At 64.6% G+C, this 17,796-nt stretch carries 14 protein-coding genes and 2 pseudogenes; 9 read left to right on the top strand and 7 right to left on the bottom strand.

The genetic code is table 11. The annotated features are described in order from the left end of the window. Positions 1 to 96: 96 nt before the first annotated feature. Positions 97 to 1,301 (top strand): annotated as a pseudogene (locus WBN73_RS14825) (cupin domain-containing protein). Positions 1,302 to 1,366: 65 nt separating this feature from the next. After that, on the top strand, positions 1,367 to 2,206 hold the full coding sequence (locus WBN73_RS14820) for a sucrase ferredoxin (RefSeq protein ID WP_337340777.1): 840 nt from the start codon (positions 1,367 to 1,369) through the stop codon (positions 2,204 to 2,206). A 31-nt stretch (positions 2,207 to 2,237) separates the two neighbouring features. On the opposite strand, the gene WBN73_RS14815 is transcribed toward WBN73_RS14820, so the two are convergent. Next, positions 2,238 to 2,393, bottom strand: coding sequence for a hypothetical protein (locus WBN73_RS14815; RefSeq protein WP_207595988.1), 156 nt, complete (start codon positions 2,391 to 2,393; stop codon positions 2,238 to 2,240). A 118-nt stretch (positions 2,394 to 2,511) separates the two neighbouring features. Between WBN73_RS14815 and WBN73_RS14810 the strand changes: the two genes are divergently transcribed. Beyond that, positions 2,512 to 3,432, top strand: coding sequence for a spermidine synthase (locus WBN73_RS14810; RefSeq protein WP_369745872.1), 921 nt, complete (start codon positions 2,512 to 2,514; stop codon positions 3,430 to 3,432). Here WBN73_RS14810 and WBN73_RS14805 read toward each other — a convergent pair. The 3 genes from WBN73_RS14805 to WBN73_RS14795 all read right to left on the bottom strand — a co-directional run bounded on the left by WBN73_RS14805 (position 3,415) and on the right by WBN73_RS14795 (position 8,037). Beyond that, positions 3,415 to 5,169, bottom strand: a complete 1,755-nt coding sequence (locus tag WBN73_RS14805) for an ABC transporter ATP-binding protein (RefSeq protein WP_337340769.1) — start codon at positions 5,167 to 5,169, stop codon at positions 3,415 to 3,417. The genes WBN73_RS14810 and WBN73_RS14805 overlap by 18 nt on opposite strands. Beyond that, entirely contained in the window at positions 5,166 to 6,953 is a 1,788-nt protein-coding gene (locus WBN73_RS14800) for an ABC transporter ATP-binding protein (RefSeq protein WP_337340770.1), read from the bottom strand. Before WBN73_RS14800 ends, WBN73_RS14805 begins: the two co-directional genes overlap by 4 nt. Before the next feature lie 187 nt (positions 6,954 to 7,140). Then, positions 7,141 to 8,037 carry a LysR family transcriptional regulator gene (locus WBN73_RS14795; RefSeq protein WP_337340771.1) on the bottom strand — a complete coding sequence of 299 codons (897 nt, stop codon included), beginning with the start codon at positions 8,035 to 8,037 and terminating at the stop codon, positions 7,141 to 7,143. Between the two features lie 137 nt (positions 8,038 to 8,174). Here WBN73_RS14795 and WBN73_RS14790 point away from each other — a divergent pair, with 137 nt between their 5' ends. Together WBN73_RS14790 and WBN73_RS14785 are read left to right on the top strand one after the other, a co-directional pair. Next, positions 8,175 to 9,557, top strand: a complete 1,383-nt coding sequence (locus WBN73_RS14790; RefSeq protein ID WP_207595996.1) for an MFS transporter — start codon at positions 8,175 to 8,177, stop codon at positions 9,555 to 9,557. Positions 9,558 to 9,561: 4 nt separating this feature from the next. Continuing rightward, complete coding sequence (locus WBN73_RS14785; protein ID WP_017200737.1) at positions 9,562 to 10,311, top strand: 3-hydroxybutyrate dehydrogenase; 750 nt, start codon at positions 9,562 to 9,564, stop codon at positions 10,309 to 10,311. Positions 10,312 to 10,334: 23 nt separating this feature from the next. On the opposite strand, the gene WBN73_RS14780 is transcribed toward WBN73_RS14785, so the two are convergent. Beyond that, complete coding sequence (locus tag WBN73_RS14780; protein WP_207595997.1) at positions 10,335 to 10,712, bottom strand: winged helix-turn-helix transcriptional regulator; 378 nt, start codon at positions 10,710 to 10,712, stop codon at positions 10,335 to 10,337. 106 nt (positions 10,713 to 10,818) lie between these two features. Here WBN73_RS14780 and WBN73_RS14775 point away from each other — a divergent pair, with 106 nt between their 5' ends. After that, positions 10,819 to 11,682: an SDR family oxidoreductase gene (locus WBN73_RS14775; RefSeq protein ID WP_280626252.1), complete on the top strand. Its 864-nt coding sequence runs from the start codon at positions 10,819 to 10,821 to the stop codon at positions 11,680 to 11,682. Between the two features lie 81 nt (positions 11,683 to 11,763). On the opposite strand, the gene WBN73_RS14770 is transcribed toward WBN73_RS14775, so the two are convergent. After that, the gene (locus WBN73_RS14770; protein ID WP_337340772.1) at positions 11,764 to 13,200 is read right to left on the bottom strand and encodes an amino acid permease; all 1,437 of its coding nucleotides are present in this window, start codon (positions 13,198 to 13,200) and stop codon (positions 11,764 to 11,766) included. Positions 13,201 to 13,520: 320 nt separating this feature from the next. Here WBN73_RS14770 and WBN73_RS14765 point away from each other — a divergent pair, with 320 nt between their 5' ends. Continuing rightward, the gene (locus WBN73_RS14765; protein WP_337340773.1) at positions 13,521 to 15,623 is read left to right on the top strand and encodes an ALF repeat-containing protein; all 2,103 of its coding nucleotides are present in this window, start codon (positions 13,521 to 13,523) and stop codon (positions 15,621 to 15,623) included. 176 nt (positions 15,624 to 15,799) lie between these two features. Beyond that, on the top strand, positions 15,800 to 16,606 hold the full coding sequence (locus WBN73_RS14760; RefSeq protein WP_207596001.1) for an IclR family transcriptional regulator: 807 nt from the start codon (positions 15,800 to 15,802) through the stop codon (positions 16,604 to 16,606). Here WBN73_RS14760 and WBN73_RS14755 read toward each other — a convergent pair. Then, positions 16,603 to 17,040 (bottom strand): SRPBCC family protein, encoded by a 438-nt coding sequence (locus WBN73_RS14755; RefSeq protein ID WP_207596002.1) that lies wholly within the window; start codon positions 17,038 to 17,040, stop codon positions 16,603 to 16,605. The genes WBN73_RS14760 and WBN73_RS14755 overlap by 4 nt on opposite strands. A gap of 160 nt (positions 17,041 to 17,200) precedes the next feature. Between WBN73_RS14755 and WBN73_RS14750 the strand changes: the two are divergent. Then, a pseudogene (locus tag WBN73_RS14750) lies at positions 17,201 to 17,796 on the top strand (urocanate hydratase); the annotation flags it as partial.

Genomic DNA, 17,796 nt, shown 5'->3' with positions numbered 1-17,796 from the left:
CCCCGCTGACGGTGGTGCGGACGGCGTCCCCGGCACGCACGACGGCGGTGCTGACGGTGGTGCCGACGGCGGCGCCGGACAACAGGGCAGCTAGGTTTGAGCTCTACCAGCACTGATTTCCAGGACCCCGGCGCAGTGAAAGGCGGCGGGGTCCTGGAAACACGCCTGATCGACATCGGCCAGGAGGAATTTGCCAGTGACGTCTGGGGGCGAACCGCCCTGCTGACCCGTGGTGTCAGCGACTTCTCCGATGTGTTCTCAGCCGGCGCAGTGGACGAACTGGTTTCACGCCGCGGGCTGCGGACGCCTTTCCTGCGCGTCGCCAAGGGCGGCTCCACGCTTCCCGAGTCCTCCTACACTTCTCCGGCAGGGGTCGGCGCCACCATCTCCGACCAGCTTGATGACACCGCGCTGTGGCGTAAGTTCGCTGATGGTGCCACCCTCGTGCTGCAGGCGCTGCACCGCACGTGGGAGCCTGTGTCGGGTTTCAGCTCGCAGTTGAGCAGTGAACTCGGACATCCTGTGCAGGCCAACGCCTACATCACCCCGCCGCAGAACCGTGGCTTCGATGATCACTACGACGTCCACGACGTCTTCGTGCTGCAGATCGAGGGAACCAAACGCTGGATCATCCATAAGCCGGTCCACGTGGACCCGCTGCGAAGCCAGCCTTGGACTGATCGCCGCTCCGCGGTCGAAGAGGCCGCTCAAGGCGCAGCGTACATCGACACGGTCCTCGAGCCGGGCGATGTCCTGTACCTGCCACGAGGCTGGCTGCACGCCGCCCAGGCACAGGGGAAAGTCTCCATCCATCTGACCTTGGGAATCCACACCTGGACCCGCCATGCGTTGGCCGAACATCTGGCACAGGCCGCACTTGCCGCGCTCTGTGACGATCCAGGGATGCGCCGGTCCTTGCCATTGGGCGTCGACGGACCTGAAGAGGAGATGGCTGCAGTCCGTGAACGTCTCGCGGCCGCTGTCCTTGAAGCCGATACCACGTCCCTCTTCCACCGTGCCCGAAGGGGGCAAGGGCGCCCGGCTCCCCTTGGTCCGGTGGCCCAACTCGCGGCCATTGACGGCCTCAGGCCAGAGTCGCTGGTTCGTCTTCGGGGGCCCTGGAAGCACGGTTTGATGGCTCACGCCTCACCACCCGCGTCGGTTGGCTCGACTTCCCCGAGGAAGATCTGCCGTCCGTGCGGCGCCTGCTGGAGGGCGGGGATTACCTCGCGGCGGACATCGGCCTGGCACTCGCCGAGAGGTTGTTGCGCGCAGGAGTTCTTGTCCCCGTCGCACAATGACGTCCCCGGCAGCCGCAACGGGACGCTTCTTCTGCGCGGAAACTGCCCAGGCGCGCGGGGACTCGATGGCAGGCACTGCGTCACCCGGCCTCGTCTGGGTCCTCGTGGAGTACCGGGGCGCGTGGCCGCCCGACGGCTTTGACGCCCTGGATCTCGAGGCGGGGACCAAGGCGCTCGTCGTCTCTGCGGCGCGGACGGCGAATGCGCGGATTCTCCTGGTGCGGCGGCCCGGCCCTCGCCGCCGCCCGGGTCCGGGCAGATGGGCCGTTCTTCGCCATGAAAGCTCCGGCGCCTATCGGCAGCACTGGGGAACGTGGGAGCGGGATGAGGACCTCGCGGGGATAGCCTCAGCGCTGGCATCTCCCGGAGAGCACGGTTTCCCGCCGGTCATCATGGTTTGCGCCCACGGTCAGCACGACCCCTGCTGCGCAGTATGGGGCCGCCCCGTGGGACGTGCACTCAGCGAGCGCTGGCCAGAGTTGGTGTGGGAGTGCTCCCATGTTGGCGGTGACAGGTTTGCGGCCAACGTGGTCATCGCCCCGGACGGCGTTTATTACGGAGAACTCGACGCCGGGTCCGCCGTGGCCACCGTTGAGGAGCACCTGGCCGCCCGTATCCACGCAGAGCATCTGCGCGGCTATACGGATCTCTTGCCGCCCCAGCAAGCCGCGGTGGTGGCAGTGCTGGGGCAGTTCGGTCCTGCCGGCCGGCAGGATTTTGTGGTCACTGAGACCTTGCGGGAGGGCGAGCACTGGCGCATCCGGATTACTGGCCGGCCGCCCCATCCGGCGAAAATCGAGGTGGAATTGCGGGCCAGCCGCGCACCGCAGAGGCAGCTGACCTGCCGGGCGCCGGCGGGGGGCTCGGTCATCGTCTATGAAACCCTTTCCATCCGCATAAACTGACCGTGCGGACCGCAGCCATCAACTGCCAGGGCTAGCGCGGTTCCGAATCGTCGGGCGGATCCATGTCCAGCGGTGAGTCGAGGAGGCCCGGCGGTTTGGGCACGCGGGCCAGCAGCAGGCAGACCACCGTCAACCACGCGACGGCCACGGTCAACACCTCCGCCCACACCGATGCTCCGAGTTCCATGTAGAGATCATATGGCCCCGGAGGCCATAAAGGTAAGTAGCCTTACCTTCGATGTGACCGTTCGGAGTAATGTGGCGCTCCACTAGGCTTGGAGCATGACTCAAGCAGGGCTGAAGTAGTGACGAAACGCGGTAAACCAAACAGGTCCCAGAGGTCGACGACGGGAGTCGTCGAGGTGCCTTCCGGCACCCGACCTGATGGTCCGGTCGCGGGCGTTTATTACATCGATACCGGCGACTGCGAGCTCATCCCGGACCAGGACAACTCCAATGGGTGGCTACTGAAGATCAACGGTGTGATGAGCTCGCATATTGACCTCGCGGATCCTCTGTTCCTGGATTTTGAGTACATGCGCTGGATCGCTGCCTTGGTGGAATCGCGTTGGCCGCCGGAGCAGAAACCGAAGCTGCGGGCCCTGCACCTCGGTGGGGGAGCCTGCTCCATGGCTCGTTATTTCCACGCCGCCTACCCGGAAGCCCGGCAGGTGGTGGTGGAACTGGACGGCAAGCTGGCCGACTATGTGCGCGGCTGGTTCGACCTTCCCAAGGCGCCCTTGTTGAGGCTCCGGGTTGGCGAAGCCCGGGCGGTTACTGAATCACTCACCCCGGACACCCGGGACCTCATCATCCGGGACGTCTTCGCCGGTGCCTTCACGCCCCGGGCGTTGACCACCCGCGAATTCACGGCGCATGCCGATGCGGTCCTGGCCCCCGACGGCCTGTACGTGGTCAACTCCGGGGACGCTCCTGACCTCAAGAATGCCCGGGCTGATGCTGCGACCATCGCGAATACGTTCGAGCACACCATGATCATCGCGGACCCGGCCATGCTCAAAGGGCGCCGATACGGCAACATGATCATGGCCGGCAGCCACGCACCCTTCGGTGATGACCCCACGCTGGCCCGCAAACTCCTGGGCGGAGGCGTCCCGGCGCACATCTGGGATGATGCGAAAGTGCGGTCCTTCGCGGCGGGAACCCCTGTGCGGCATGACCCTGCAGAGGTGCCTGCGAACGAACCCTCAGTTGCGGCTGAGTGAGCTGTTCCACGCCTCCCACAATGTGGCGTAACGGCCCCCGCCGGCCAGCAGTTCCTGATGCGGGCCAGACTCGATAATCCGTCCCTGCTCCATCACCACAACGGTGTCCGCCGACGCTGCTTGTGATAAACGGTGTGCGATCACCACGGACGTCCGGCCCGCCAACGCGGCTTCGGCAGCCTGGTCCAGCATGGTGGCCGAGCCGGTTCCCGCCTCAGCAGTTGCTTCATCGAGGACCGCGATGGGCGGATCCTTGAGCATGAGCCGGGCAAGCGCCAGTTGCTGTGCTTGCTCCGGGGTGAGCTGGTGGCCGCCGGCGCCTACGGATGTTTCCAGTCCGTCGTCGAGCGTTTTCATCCACGTAGCCCCCACGGCGGCGAGGACGCGGGAGAGATCCGCGGGGGAAGCATCCGGTTTGGCAAGCCTGAGGTCTCCGGCCAGCGTTCCAGAGAAGACGTGAACTTCCTGGCTGACCATCGCGATCCTCGAGTGCAGGTCCGCGGGGGCTGCGGCGGCTGAGTTGAGCCCACCCACCCAGGCGGTCCCGCTGTCCGGGTGTTCCAGGCCCATGATGACCTTGGCCAGGGTGGTTTTTCCGGCTCCTGAGGTGCCAACGACCGCAACCCGCTCGCCTGGTCGTACTGTAAGCGAGACGCCGCGGAGTGCGGGCCGCTGGCCCGGGTAGGCGAAGGTGACGTTGTCCAGGACGATGCTGGAATCAGTGCCGCGGGAAAGGGCGGTTGGGGAGGTCTTGGCCGTGGACATGGTCAGCCCGAACATGCGCCCCAGGCCGGCAGCCGCTTTCTGGAGTTCATCAAACTGCCCCAGGACCAGCCCGATCGGATCGAACAGCCGGTAGAAGTAGAGTGCCGCCGCGGTCGCCGCGCCGATAGTCACGCTGCCCTCGGCGTGAAGCCAGAAGCCCACCACCAGTACCGCGGACAGGCCTACCAATTCCGCAAGGTTGAGGCGGTTGTAGAACCGGGTCAGGTAGCTGACTCCCTTGAGCGCATGGCCGATGTTCTCCTGGGAAGCAGCTGCCACCAGCTCCGCATGGCGCGACCCGAGGCCCAACGCCAGGACCGACGGCGAGCCATGGACGGTCTCGATGATCTGCTCGGTCCGATTGGCCTCAGTGATGCGGACGGTCCGGTAGATGGGTGCGGTCCGTTTGAGGAACCACCGCAGCGTGAGGACCTGCAGGGGCGCGGCGATGAGGACCGCCACTGCAAAGCGCCAGTCGATGACCCCCAGGCCAAGCAACGTGACGGCGATAGTGAAGGCTGCGCTGGTGAACGCGGGCAGCACTCCGGAAATGGCCTCGCTGACAGCCTCGACATCGCCGGACACGCGGGCCACCACATCGCCGATGCCCGCCTTTTCGAGCTGTGCCAAGGGCTTCCGGACAGCCGCCGCAAAGACCTCCTCACGGAGTCCGGCGAGGGCTTCCTCGCAGATCCGGGCCAGCAGGTTCTGGCCGAGGATGCCCAGCAGGGCGCCGCATCCGCCCGCAACCAGCAAGCCGATGGCCAGCCACAGCAGGTTCATGACGTCTCCGCCGCCGGCCGCGATGTTGATCATGATGCCCAGGATCGCCGGCGCTGCCAGTCCACAGCCGGCCGCCGCCAGCAGAACGAACACGGTCAGGGCGAGCCGGCCGGGACGCTGTGCCAACAGGCGCCACATGGCCCGCCGGGTCTCGCGGGGTGTGGCGATGGGCAGGATGTCGGTGCTCATGAACCCACCACCTCGCGGTAGCCGGCCGACGTCGCGAGGAGTTCCCGGTGGGTCCCGGTTTCCGATGCGCCATCGGCACCTCCCACCACCACCCGGTGACAGACGGCCAACAGCGTGGGGCTGGTGGTGACCAATACCAACGCCTTGTCCGGGAAGTTGCGGAGTCCCTCTGCGATCACAGCTTCGGTAGCGGTGTCGACGGCGGTGGTGGGGTCGTGCAGGACCAGCACCGGCTGGTGCTGGTGCAGCGAGCGGCCAAGAACCAACCGCTGCCGCTGCCCACCGGACAGGCTCTGGCCATGCCCGGTAAGAACGGTTTCGGTGCCTTCCGGCAGTTGGGAAATGAAGTCCTCGACGGCGGCAGCCGCCAGGGCCCGTTCTTGCAGCGGGGCATCGGCTGCTGCCACATTGTCGCGGACAGTGCCGCGGAAAAGGACACCTTCATGACTGTCGGCGAAGACTTTGGACCGGACATCCAAGGGGTCCAGGTCGGCGGCGTCGTGGCCGTCGATGGAGACTGCGCCGCGGGGAGCGGGGGTGCGGAAACCAAGCGTGTCCACCAATCGCCTGGCTTGCGAGCCGTCCGGCAGCACCACACCCACGATCTCCCCGGCGGACGCCGTGAAGGGCGGGAAGGCGCTGTTGTCCGGGCTGTCGCGTAGCTCGAGGAGCGGTGCCGGTTCCCGCGCAGGGGTGGGCCGTGCTGCTGACCCGGCTGCCGCCGTCGTGCGTTCTGCAGCGGCAAGGCGGTCCCCGCCACCAGGTGCGGGCACTGCATCCGGTTCCTCGAGCAGTACCGCGATGCGTGCCGCTGAGGCCCGTTTCCGGGCGAGTTCCACACTGAGGAAGCCCAGTGCGGCCATGGGTCCCTGGACATACTGGGCCACGCCGACAACCGCCACCAGCTGGCCTACCGAGATGCTGCCTTGGACGGCGAACCACGCTGCAAAGAAGGCGATCCCGGCCAGGAAGGCAGCGGAAAGGGCGGTGCTGGCGCCGCTATAGGCGGACCTGGCCCGGACAGCCCGTAGCCCGGCCAGCAGCGATGTCCGGCTGGCATCCTGGTATCGGGTGACGGCTGCTTCCTCTGCGCCGAGACCCTTGAGGGGGCGTGATCCGGTCACGAAGTCCGTGGCCAGCGCGCCGGCGCGGGCCGCTGAGGACTGTTCCACATCACTGCGGTCCTCCAACGGCTTGGTGAGGCGCTGCATCACCACCAGCATGACGGGCGTAGCCACCAGGACTGCGATACCCAAGGGGACCGAAATGAGCAGCAGTGTTACTGCGGAGGTCGCGACACCGGCCGCGGCAGCGAGGCCTCCACCGATGAGCCAGGACAGGCCGGCAACCCTGTCGGCGTCCGAGGAAGCGATCGCCACGATTTCGCCAGGTGCACGCCGGGCTGCCATGCCGCGTGGGTGAAGGGTGCGTTCCACAGCCAACTGCCGGAGGTCATGCGAACCGTAGAGGAAGGAGCGGTTGGTGGCCAGGGTGCCGATGCGCCAGGAAAGGGCGAGCACCACGAAGACGACGGCCAGGGCGCCAAGCCACCAGAGGAGGGCGCCGGCGTCGTGCGGTGCAATTGCCTTGTCAACGGCGGCGCCGATGGTGGCCGGAACCAGGGCCTCGCTGACTTGATGCAGAATAAAGCCGGCGCAACCCACCAGCAGCAACTTCCAGCGGCCATTGGCCAGCAGGGTGAACTTGAAAAGACGGGAAGCCGTCCACGGTGTTGGCGTGTTACGCCCGGGTGGGATGGGCGGAATGGCGGAACTGGAGGGCATGATTACCATAGTAAGGCTCTCCTAATTTCAAGAAGGCCAGCAATCCGGACAGGCCGTGCCAGAGGCGACGGCAGGGGTGGCGGTGCAGCTCTCCGGTGGGCAGCGGCAACGCGTCTGGGTTGCCATGGTCCTGGCCCAGCAAACCCGGCTGGTGATCCCGCTGGGGTCCTGATGCCACCTCGGCGGGCTATTCAGCCCCCAGCAACGCCTCCCGCCGCTGCTCGGTCTCCTCTCGCAGGGCCTGCACGACGGCGGCTACGGCGGGGCGTCGCATGGAGTCCGGGCGGAGGACCATCCAGTAGGGGAGCAGCTCGGCGAAGTCCGCCGGCAGGAGACGCACCAAATCCGTGTGCCGGTCGGCCATGAAACACGGCAGGAAACCAACGCCTGCTCCGGCCCGGGTGGCCTCCACATGGACGAACACGTTGGTGGAACTGAGGCCGTCCCGCATGGTCGGAACCAACCTGCGCGGAGCATCCAGATCATCGACTTGGAGCATGGAATCCACAAAGTAGACCAGTTGGTGCTGCGTGAGCTCCTCAATACTTGAAGGGGTGCCGTTGTCCTCCAAGTAGGCGCGCGACGCGTACATCCCCAGCCGGTATTCGCCCAGCCTGATGGCTTCGGCCCGGTGCACTTGCGGCGTCCCCACCACCACTTCGATATCCAGGCCGGAGCGCTGCTGCAACGCCCTTCGCGTCACCGTCACGATCTCCACGCTCAGCCCAGGGTGCTCCCGCCGCAAGCGCGAGACCGCAGGGGCTGCGATATAGGCGCTGAAGCCATCGGTCGCGGTCATGCGTACGACGCCGGTAATGGGGTCGGGTGCGTGGTCGCTGGGTCCCAGCGCGCCCACCGCAGCTTCAATCCGTTCTGCGACCAGCACGGCTTCCGCGCCCAGCTCCGTTACTTCCCAACCGCCCGCGGCACGCGCCAGGATCCTGCCTCCCAGCGCTTTCTCCAACGCCGCTATCCTGCGCGAAACGGTGGTGTGGTTGAGCCCCAAGGCTTGGGCCGCCGTCGTAAATTTTCCTGAACGTGAGACGGTCAGGAAAATGAGGAGGTCATCGGGGTTCGGCTTCATATCTGCAATTTTGCACACACATGGTGCTGCTTTGGTCATTGAGACACAACAAATCTGCGGCAATACTCAGTGGAGCATTTCGTGTTGTGGATCACATCACGTTCAAAAGGGTCAAAGAGGACACTGAGGAGATGGATATGAGCGTAGAGCAGCGCTCCGCATCAAAAGCAGGGAAGGGCGCCGGCGAAGGCTCCGGACTCAAGAAGATCGTCGCGGCCTCAATGGTGGGCACGGTGGTGGAGTGGTACGAGTTCTTCCTGTACGCCACGGCCGCCACGCTGGTCTTCGGCAAGTACTTCTTCCCGAGCACCGGCAATGAACTGGACGGCATCATCCAGGCGTTCATCACCTACGCCGTCGGATTCGTTGCCCGCCCTCTCGGTGGCATCGTGTTCGGCCAGATCGGCGACAAGCTCGGCCGCAAGCCCACGCTGCAGCTGACCATCGTGATCGTGGGCGTCTCCACGTTCCTGATGGGCTGCCTCCCGGGCTTCATGGAAATCGGCTACTGGGCACCGGCCATGCTGGTGGCACTCCGCTTCATCCAGGGCTTCGCGCTCGGCGGCGAATGGGGCGGTGCTGTTCTCCTGGTGGCTGAGCACAGCCCCAACAAGTCGCGCGGTTTCTGGTCATCGTGGCCACAGGCGGCAGTCCCGGTAGGTAACCTCCTGGCTACGGCCGTCCTGTTCACCATGTCCACGGTCCTCAGCAGCGAAGCCTTCCTCGGATGGGGCTGGCGCGTAGCGTTCTGGCTCTCCGCCGTGATCGTGTTCGTTGGCTACTACATCCGCACCCACGTCACCGAAGCCCCCATTTTCCTCGAGGCCAAGGCGCAGGTGGAGGAGTCCAAGGCCATCAGCTACGGTGTTGGCGAAGTCATCCGCAAGTACCCCAAGGGCATCCTTCAGGCCATGGGCCTCCGCTTCGCAGAGAACATCATGTACTACCTGGTGGTGAGCTTCGCGATCGTCTACCTCAAGAGCGTCCACAAATACGACACTTCCTCGCTCCTGCTGGCACTCCTGATCGCCCACGTCATCCACTTCCTGGTCATCCCGCAGGTGGGACGCCTGGTGGACTCGTGGGGGCGCAAGCCCGTGTATCTGGTGGGCGCGATCGCCGGCGCGACCTGGCCGTTCTTCGCCTTCCCCATGTTCGATACCAAAAACGCCGTGATCATTGTCCTCGCCGTGACCATCGGCCTTTGCCTGCACGCCTTCATGTACGCGGGGCAGCCTGCCATCATGTCCGAGCTTTTCCCCACCCGCATGCGCTACTCGGGTGTATCCCTGGGCTCGCAGGTCACCTCGATTTTTGCCGGCTCACTCGCGCCGCTGCTGGCAACCCAGTGGCTCAAGGACACCGGATCCTGGGTTCCCACAGCCATCTACCTCGTGGTCGCCTGCGCCGTAACGGTCGTCGCCGTTGTTTCACTGAAGGAGACCAAGGGCATCGCGCTCCAGGAAGTGGACGAGGCCGACGCCATCCGCCACGGACTCACTACCGCCTCGAAAGGCTGATTCGATGGACAACTCCTTGAACGGACGCAAAGCCCTGGTGACCGGTGGCGCGAGCGGAATCGGGGCAGCTTGCGCCCGGGCGCTCGCCGCCCGCGGTGCGAAAGTAGTAGTGGCCGACGTCGATGCCTCCGGAGCTGCGGCGCTCGCCGACGAGCTGGGCGGCACAGCCTGGACTGTGGATCTCTTGGACGTCGACGCGCTGGCCGCTTTGAGCCTGGACTGCGACATCCTGGTCAACAACGCCGGAATCCAGAAAGTTGCGCCGATCGAGGAGTTCGAACCCGCGGAATTCCGGCGGATCCTGGCCCTGATGCTGGAGGCTCCGTTCCTCCTCATCAGGGCCGCACTCCCGCACATGTACGCCAACGGGTTCGGACGGATCATCAACATTTCGTCGGTCCATGGGCTCCGGGCCTCGGCCTACAAGAGTGCGTACGTCTCCGCCAAACACGGGCTGGAGGGACTCAGCAAGGTCACGGCTTTGGAGGGTGGCGAGCGCGGTGTCACGTCCAACTGCATCAACCCCGGGTACGTCCGAACGCCGCTGGTGGAGAAGCAGATCGCCGATCAGGCCCGTCTCCACGGCATCCCCGAGGCCGAAGTCCTGGCAAAGGTGATGCTGACGGAGTCCGCGGTGAAGCGCCTGGTGGAGGTGGAAGAAGTTGCGTCGCTGGCCGCGTGGATGGCCTCCGACGACGCCGGCATGGTCACCGGGGCGAGCTACACCATGGACGGCGGCTGGTCGGCCCGGTAGGCCGCGTCCGCTGGTCAGCCGGGCTAACTTTGGCCGCCGATGATTTCCTCGGCGTTGTCGTATGCCCAGGTCACCAGGGGGATAAGCAGTGCCGTGAGCTCGCGGCCGCGTTCAGTCAGGCTGTAATCCACGCGCGGCGGGATGACGGGTTGTGCATCGCGGCGTACAAGTCCGTCCCGTTCGAGCGTTTTCAGGGTTTGGGCCAGCATTTTTTCGCTGATGCCTTCAGCGCGTCGGCGCAGTTCGCTCCATCGCTGATCTCCCTCGGACAGCGAAAGCAGGACCAGCACTCCCCATTTGCTGGTGATGTGGTCCAGCACCGTTCGGCTGGGGCAGCCGGCAGGGAAGACACCGTCCGCGACGCCGGCCGGGAGGGGAGTCAAGAGGGTACTTACTTTCATGTCAGTACCTTACCTTAAAGTGCGTACTCTCTTTCGGGAAGTTATCTGCGGAAGGGGTGGTTGTGATCGATGACCGACCCATTAACTTCCTTGAAAGGAACCAGTCATGAGCATCGTCATTACCGGAGCAACAGGCCAGCTGGGCCGCCACGTCATAGAGGCCCTCCTTGAGCGCAATGTCCCCGCTGACAGCATTGTTGCCACAGGGCGCTCCATCGAAAAGCTGTCCGGCTTTGTTGCCCGCGGCGTTCGCGCGGCTGCAATGGACTACGACGACCCCGCTTCGGTGGCCCAAGCGCTTAAGGGAGCCACCAAGGTCCTTCTTATTTCGGGAAGCGCCGTCGGTCAGCGGGTAGAGCAGCACCGCACGGTCATCGAGGCAGCAAAGGCCGAGGGCGTGGAACTTCTGGCCTACACCAGCATTGCCAACGCAGACACCACCCGCATGAAGCTGGCCGCAGAGCACCAGGCCACGGAATCCATCCTGAAGGAATCAGGCGTCCCCTTTGCCCTCCTTCGCAACAGCTGGTACATCGAGAACTACACCGACCAGTTGCCGGGAACGCTTGCCCAGGGAGCGCTTGCCGGCAGCGCCGGAAACGGCAAGGTCAGCGGTGCTTCCCGCGCAGACTATGCGCAGGCCGCAGCCGCGGTCCTGGTCGCGGAGCACCAAGCCGGGAAGATCTACGAATTGGGCGGGGATGAGGCCTTTACCTTGGACGAGTTGGCCGCCGAAATCAGCGCTGCATCAGGCAAATCAATCGAATACCGGGACCTCCCGGCAGACCAGTACGCCGATCTCCTGACGGGCGCAGGGGTACCCGAAGGCTTCGCGCAGATCCTGGCGGATACCGATCTGGGCATTGGCCGTGGCGATCTTTTGGTGACCACCGGTGATCTCCGGAAACTGATCGGGCGCCCGGCAACTGCCTTGTCCGAGGCCGTGCGCTCCGCAGCTGCTGCCATCTGAGCTTGACCCCCTCGCGGGGCGACAGTTAATGCCAATGTTCCGCGTGAACATTGGCATTAACTGTCGTTTCGGCGCAGTGAATCAGGCGGTTTCGTCCACCAGTTCTGCCCGGCGCAGGCCGCCACCGCGGACCCAGAGTTTGTAGGCCACGAACAGCAGGACCAACCAGGTACCGCCGACATACAGGGCTACCCGGGTGTCCTCGAAAACGCCGAGGATGATGATGACCATCGCCATGAAGGCCATGGTCAGGATGGACGCAGCAGGCCACAGCGGAGAACCGAATTCCGACGCCGGCAGCCCCTTGCGCTTGATTTCCCGCTTCATGGCCACGTGTGACGCCAGGATCATCACCCAGACCCACACAGTGGCAAAGGTGGCGATCGATGCGATGAGCACAAAGACGTCCTCGGGAATCACGGCGTTCAGCACCACGCCAACCAGCAGGATGCAGCCCATCATCACCACTGTCATCCACGGAACGCCGTGCCGCGAGATCTTACTGAAGCTCTTCGGTGCGTGACCCTGTTGAGCGAGGCCGAACAGGATGCGGCCGGCTCCGAAGATGTCGCTGTTGATAGCGGAGAGCGCGGCGGTAATGACTACGGCGTTGAGGATGTGCGGTGCGGCCGGGATGCCCAGGCCGTCGAAGATCTGCACGAACGGGCTGCCGCTGCTGCCGATCTCGTTCCACGGGAAGATACTCATCAGCACACCCAACGTCAGCACGTAGAAGAGCAGCACGCGGACCGGCACGGTATTAACGGCCTGCGGGATGACTTTCTTGGGGTTGGTGGCTTCGCCCGCGGTAATGCCGATGGTTTCGATCCCGCCAAAGGCAAACATCACCACGGCGAACGCGGCCAGAAGCCCCTCGAAGCCGTTCGGGAAGAAACCACCGTGGTTCACAAGGTTCCCCAGTCCCGGTGCCACGCCGCCGCCGTCGCCCGTTTGGAAGCCGAACACCACAATCGCTGCACCGCCCACGATCATGGCGATGATCGCCACCACCTTGATGAGCGAGAACCAGAACTCAAGTTCGCCGAACACCTTCACGCTGAGCAGGTTCATGGCGCCAAGGAACAGAATGATCGCGAGCACCCAGATCCATCTGTCCACCTGGGGGAACCAGAACCCCATATAGATACTGAAGGCAGTGACGTCGGCGATGGCCACAATGGCCATCTCGAACACGTACGTCCACCCGGTCACGAATCCCGCGAACGGTCCCAGATACTTCGACGCGTACTGGCCGAAGGACCCGGACACGGGGTGTCGGACGGCCATTTCGCCGAGGGCGCGCATCACCATGAACACGGCCGCGCCGCCAATGATGTAGGCCAGCAGGACGGCCGGGCCGGCTTTCTGAATCGCAGAAGCAGAGCCGTAGAAGAGGCCCGTGCCGATTGCGGATCCGAGGGCCATGAAGCGGATATGGCGGACGTTCAGGCCTCGGCTGAGCGCCGTACCCGCGGCCTGGAGGACAGAGTTCTCCGGGGCCAGCTTGGTTTGTTGCATAGTAAAACCTTCTCGTCTTTGGGAGGGGATCGCTATCCAGCAGATCACTTTTGGGCCTCTTGTGATCGGACTCACGGGGGTTTGGTGTCTTTGATCGCAGACACTGCTGCTTTGACGGACAGGGCCGCTGTAACGGACAGGGCTGCTTTAACTGACGGGGCTGCTTTAACTGACGGGGCGGTTTTGGGAGGGTGGTCAAAGTCATAGTCTTCGTTCGGATATGATGACCGCGGACAGCTCATCAATACGGTCAGGCATCCCTCGTTTTCAGCCTCGCCCCCTTGAATTCAGCGCTGCCACCGCATCCTTATGGGGGACTTTTGATTTCTGTACTTCGTCACACTCGAAGCCGTTGGGCCGCTGCCGTTGTTGCCGTTGTGGCTGGCGCGTCTTTGCTCTTTGCATCCCCAGCGCAGGCGTACGACATTCCCGATTTTGAGGTTCCCAGCGCATCGCAGGCTCCTTTGCCGTATGTCCAGCGGGCCACTGACACGGCGGGCGTCCTTGAGCTGTGGAGGACGGGTGGCCCGGCCGCCCGGGCAGCAGCGGCGTCGGCCCTGGTGGGCGGCGCAGGTGCGGTCCAGGCATTCGTCGACGGCGGACAGGACGCCCTGCTGGCAGCGGACCGCAAGCAGTTGGTCACCGAGCTGACGGAGCGGGGGAGCGGGCATGTTCGCTCCGTCGCTCAGAAGATCCTTGCTACCGGTGATCCGGGCAAGATCGATGCCTTCCTCGCAGAAGGCTGGGCCGGAACATGGCGGGGTGAACTCCGGACCGTGGCCACCTACTTCCTTCACTACGGCAACGTCCACGTTCAACGGGAGGCGACCAAAAGCCTCGACGAAGGCGAAAAAGCCGTGGAGCAGTTCGTCCTGACCGGGTGGAGGGACAAGGCAAAGATGGCAGACCGCCAATCGGCATATGGCCTCATTGCTTCCGGGAATCCTGCCGTTTCTGTTGCTGCCAAGGCAGCGCTGGAAACCGACGACTCTGAGATCGTGGCTGATTTCCTGCGCTATGGGCAGTTCGTTGCAGGCGACCATCACGCTGAGGCGGCCGCCGTGACTGCGCTGCTCCAGCAGGTCAAGGACGACATCAAGGCCAACCCCGTCGGGGCCGCAGGAGTAGCTGACCGAGCGAAGACCGCCGTCGAACAGGCCAGGAGCGCCGCTGCGGCTGCACGGAAAGCAGACACAACACGTCTGAGTGTTGATCGTGATCTCCTCAGTGCCCAGGCTGTTCCGCGAAATGTCCTGGACAGCGCAAGCGTGGCTTCCGAGAAGCCGTTCAAGGAATCCTTTGCAAAAGCCGCCAAGGAATTGCCCGGACTTCTGGTGACCCTCACCGCTCCCGGTGCCAACCTTGACGCACTGATCAAGGAGGCCCGGCAGGTCACCCTGGATCTCGCACTGGTCGGCACGCCTGAGGTGAAGAAGTCCGCCGCGACTGCCTTGTTGGGCGGGGATTCGGCCATCAAGGACTTCGTCACCACGGGCTACGGTGAGGCTGTCAGGTTGGACTCAAGCGGTGTATCTGCGTTCGGCGCGGACCGTCAGCGGGTCTATCAACTACTGGCCCAGGGCGGCAGTCACGTCAACAAAGCCGCGGATATTGCCTTGGGCTCTGCCAACCACGCAGATGTCCGCTATTTCCTTGAGTATGGTTTCGCTGCTGCGCAAGACCTGGACAACCGCATCCTTGCCTACGCCACCCTGGACAAGGGGGCGGAACGGCGGGCGGCTGCCACTGTGGCGCTGGAGGGCAACCGGGCTGACCTTCGGGCGTTCGCCGCCGCCGGGCAGTTTGCTGCTGCCAAGCGCGACGAAGCCACCGCCGCCCACGTTGCCTCGATCGACGCCATGATTGCCGAACTCGCCGGGTTGGCGGATAGGGCAGCGCTCGACGCCGGTACAGCGGCCGCCGCTGAGAAGGCCGCCGAAGCGGCTCGCCAAGCAGAGGCAGCGAAAGCCGCCGAAGCAGCCCGTGCGGCAGAAGCAGCAAGGACCGCTGCGGCGGCAGAGCAGGCGCGCGGGAAGCTTCCGTTGAACGTACCAAGGGCTGATTCTTCCGAACTGTTCGGAGCAGCTCCCACCGTGGTGCCATGGCCGCAGGCGCCAGTTCCCGCCGTCGCGCTTCCCGTCACAGGCGAGGCGCCGGACGGCGAGCCTGTTGATGCTGAACGTCCGGACATCACAGATGTCGATGTTCCGCCGGCTGCGACGTGGCCCAGCGAGTCGGCGTCGGAGGAGTCGTTGTCGCAAGAGGCGGCGGCTCCCTTGGCAGCTTCATCTGCCGGGCTGGGCGGTTGGACGATCGGCCTGATTGCGGCGCTGGTCCTCGCTGCTGCCGGTGCCATCACCTTCCTGCTCCGCAGGAAAGGTCCAGTGCCGGCGACGGCAACTGCCCCGGCCCCGAAGCCGTAGCCCGGGTCCTGCCCCAGCCCCGGCCAATGGCTGGGGCTAGCAGGAACAGTCTGGTACTCCAGACACCGGGCAAGCCTGACGGGTTGGCTGCGGAGCCCCCCAGGGTGCACGCTTGAGTACGGGATACCGGACAGTCGCATGTTCCGCTGGTCCCGAACCCTGAGCAGTGAGGAACCATGACAACGTCGCCAGTGGCACCAGGCAAGGCCACTTCCAAAGTCCCTGCCGCCGAGAATACCCTGCGGATCCTGAAGCTGCTGGCCTCGCGACGAGGCCCAATGGCGGCGTCAAACATCGCCACGGCACTGGGCTTGCCACGATCCAGCGTCTACCACCTGTTGGGTGTGATGGAGGCCAACGGCTTCGTCCTGCACCTCCACGAAGAGCAGCGATACGGGCTCGGCATCAGCGCCTTCGAACTCAGCTCGGCATACTCACGCCAGGAGCCTTTGTCCCGGCTTGGCCGGCCCATGCTCGCGTCACTGGTTGATGTGATCGGCGAAAGCGCGCACCTCGCGGTGCTTCATGGCCGCGACGTCCTCTACATCGTGGAGGAACGCGCCAAGAACCGCCCCAGCCTGGTGACCGACGTCGGGGTCCGCCTGCCCAGCCACCTCACCGCGTCAGGCCGCGCCATCCTGGCCGCACTGCCAAAGTCGCAGGTCCGCGCGCTGTATCCAAACGCCGCGGCCTTCACTTCGCGGCACGAGGTGGAGTTCCCCATCATGAAATACTCCGCGTTGTCGTCTCACCTCGATCAAGTGCGGCAGCGTGGCTACGCCACGGAAAACGGCGAGATTACGCCGGGATTCGGCTCCATCGCCGCCGCAGTGACGGACCACGTGGGCTGGCCGACGGCGGCAGTCGCCGTTACCTTCTTGGAGGACAAAGTGCCGGCTGAGCAATGGCCGGTGTTGGCTTCACGTATCCGGAAGGCGGCAGACGAACTGTCGGTCCGGATCCACGGCCGCCCTGCGGGCTAGCCCGGCCCCATGGCATCGCGCTCGACGAGTTTTCGGAAAGTATCCAGTTCACCCTGGAAGCTGCCGCGGTAGGAGCCCAAAGCGAACAGCCGCCCGAAGATTCCGGCGATAAATCCCCGGGTGACGAACACCTGGTTGATGCGCGTACCGTGGCCCTCGGCAGTGAACGTTACATCTGACTCGCCCTTCAGGATGGCATTGCCGAAGCGGGTGCGGATGTGCCAAGGCCGCTCAACCTCAAGGATTTCGGTGGGGCTGGCCATCCGCCCGAACCACAGGGTGTAGCGGCTGCCGGGCACATCGATCGAACCAACCAGATCGCCCGCCCGGGTGACTCCGCCAATCCACTCAGGGTACCGGTCAAGATCCGTCCACGTCGCGAAAACGCGTTCGGGTGGTGCTGCGACAAGGGTCGAAACGCGGAACGTTGCCATGGGTCCAGCATGCGCTCATTGCCGCCGGAATGCGAGGGGGTTAACGGTCTGTAATCCCGGACAGCACCCCTTCAAAAGCCGTTCCCGCCGCTTGATAAAGGGGCTTTAGTAGAAGCAGAAGATCTTTCCAGCACACACTTTCCAAGACGAAGGAGCCACCATGGCACCCGCAGATTTCACTACAGGAGCCCGCCCGGTCAAGGCTGCCCGGGGTACGGAGCTGACTGCCAAGTCCTGGCAGACCGAGGCGCCGCTGCGCATGTTGATGAACAATCTGGATCCTGAGGTCGCTGAGCGTCCTGATGATTTGGTGGTTTACGGTGGCACGGGCCGTGCAGCGCGTTCCTGGGCTGCGTTCGATGCGATTACCCGGACGCTGGAGACCATGGAGAAGGACGAAACCCTCCTGGTGCAGTCGGGGAAGCCGGTGGGTGTTTTCCGCACGAATGAGTGGGCGCCGCGGGTTTTGTTGGCGAACTCGAACCTGGTGGGGGATTGGGCGACGTGGCCTGAGTTCCGCCGGCTCGAGGCTGAGGGTTTGATGATGTATGGCCAGATGACTGCTGGGTCATGGATTTACATCGGCACCCAGGGCATCCTGCAGGGCACGTATGAAACGTTCGCTGCTGTCGGAAATAAGCTCGCCGCGGAGGGCCGCCACCCGGCACCGGCGGCAGCCGGTTCCACGGAGGGGCCGCTGGCAGGGACCCTGACGTTGACTGGTGGTTGTGGTGGCATGGGCGGGGCGCAGCCGTT

The sequence above is a fragment of the Paenarthrobacter sp. CCNWLY172 genome (assembly GCF_037402035.1).
Lineage (GTDB): Bacteria > Actinomycetota > Actinomycetes > Actinomycetales > Micrococcaceae > Arthrobacter.
This window is presented reverse-complemented; position numbering and strand designations above follow the sequence as displayed.

Excerpts from the sequence above, each read along its gene's own strand:
- WBN73_RS14790 (WP_207595996.1), top strand. The coding sequence starts at position 8,175 with ATGAGCGTAGAGCAGCGCTCCGCATCAAAAGCAGGGAAGGGCGCCGGC.
- WBN73_RS14770 (WP_337340772.1), bottom strand. The coding sequence starts at position 13,200 with ATGCAACAAACCAAGCTGGCCCCGGAGAACTCTGTCCTCCAGGCCGCG.
- WBN73_RS14795 (WP_337340771.1), bottom strand. The coding sequence starts at position 8,037 with ATGAAGCCGAACCCCGATGACCTCCTCATTTTCCTGACCGTCTCACGT.
- WBN73_RS14800 (WP_337340770.1), bottom strand. The coding sequence starts at position 6,953 with ATGCCCTCCAGTTCCGCCATTCCGCCCATCCCACCCGGGCGTAACACG.
- WBN73_RS14785 (WP_017200737.1), top strand. The coding sequence starts at position 9,562 with ATGGACAACTCCTTGAACGGACGCAAAGCCCTGGTGACCGGTGGCGCG.
- WBN73_RS14775 (WP_280626252.1), top strand. The coding sequence starts at position 10,819 with ATGAGCATCGTCATTACCGGAGCAACAGGCCAGCTGGGCCGCCACGTC.
- WBN73_RS14815 (WP_207595988.1), bottom strand. The coding sequence starts at position 2,393 with ATGGAACTCGGAGCATCGGTGTGGGCGGAGGTGTTGACCGTGGCCGTC.
- WBN73_RS14755 (WP_207596002.1), bottom strand. The coding sequence starts at position 17,040 with ATGGCAACGTTCCGCGTTTCGACCCTTGTCGCAGCACCACCCGAACGC.
- WBN73_RS14780 (WP_207595997.1), bottom strand. The coding sequence starts at position 10,712 with ATGAAAGTAAGTACCCTCTTGACTCCCCTCCCGGCCGGCGTCGCGGAC.
- WBN73_RS14760 (WP_207596001.1), top strand. The coding sequence starts at position 15,800 with ATGACAACGTCGCCAGTGGCACCAGGCAAGGCCACTTCCAAAGTCCCT.
- WBN73_RS14805 (WP_337340769.1), bottom strand. The coding sequence starts at position 5,169 with ATGAGCACCGACATCCTGCCCATCGCCACACCCCGCGAGACCCGGCGG.
- WBN73_RS14820 (WP_337340777.1), top strand. The coding sequence starts at position 1,367 with ATGGCAGGCACTGCGTCACCCGGCCTCGTCTGGGTCCTCGTGGAGTAC.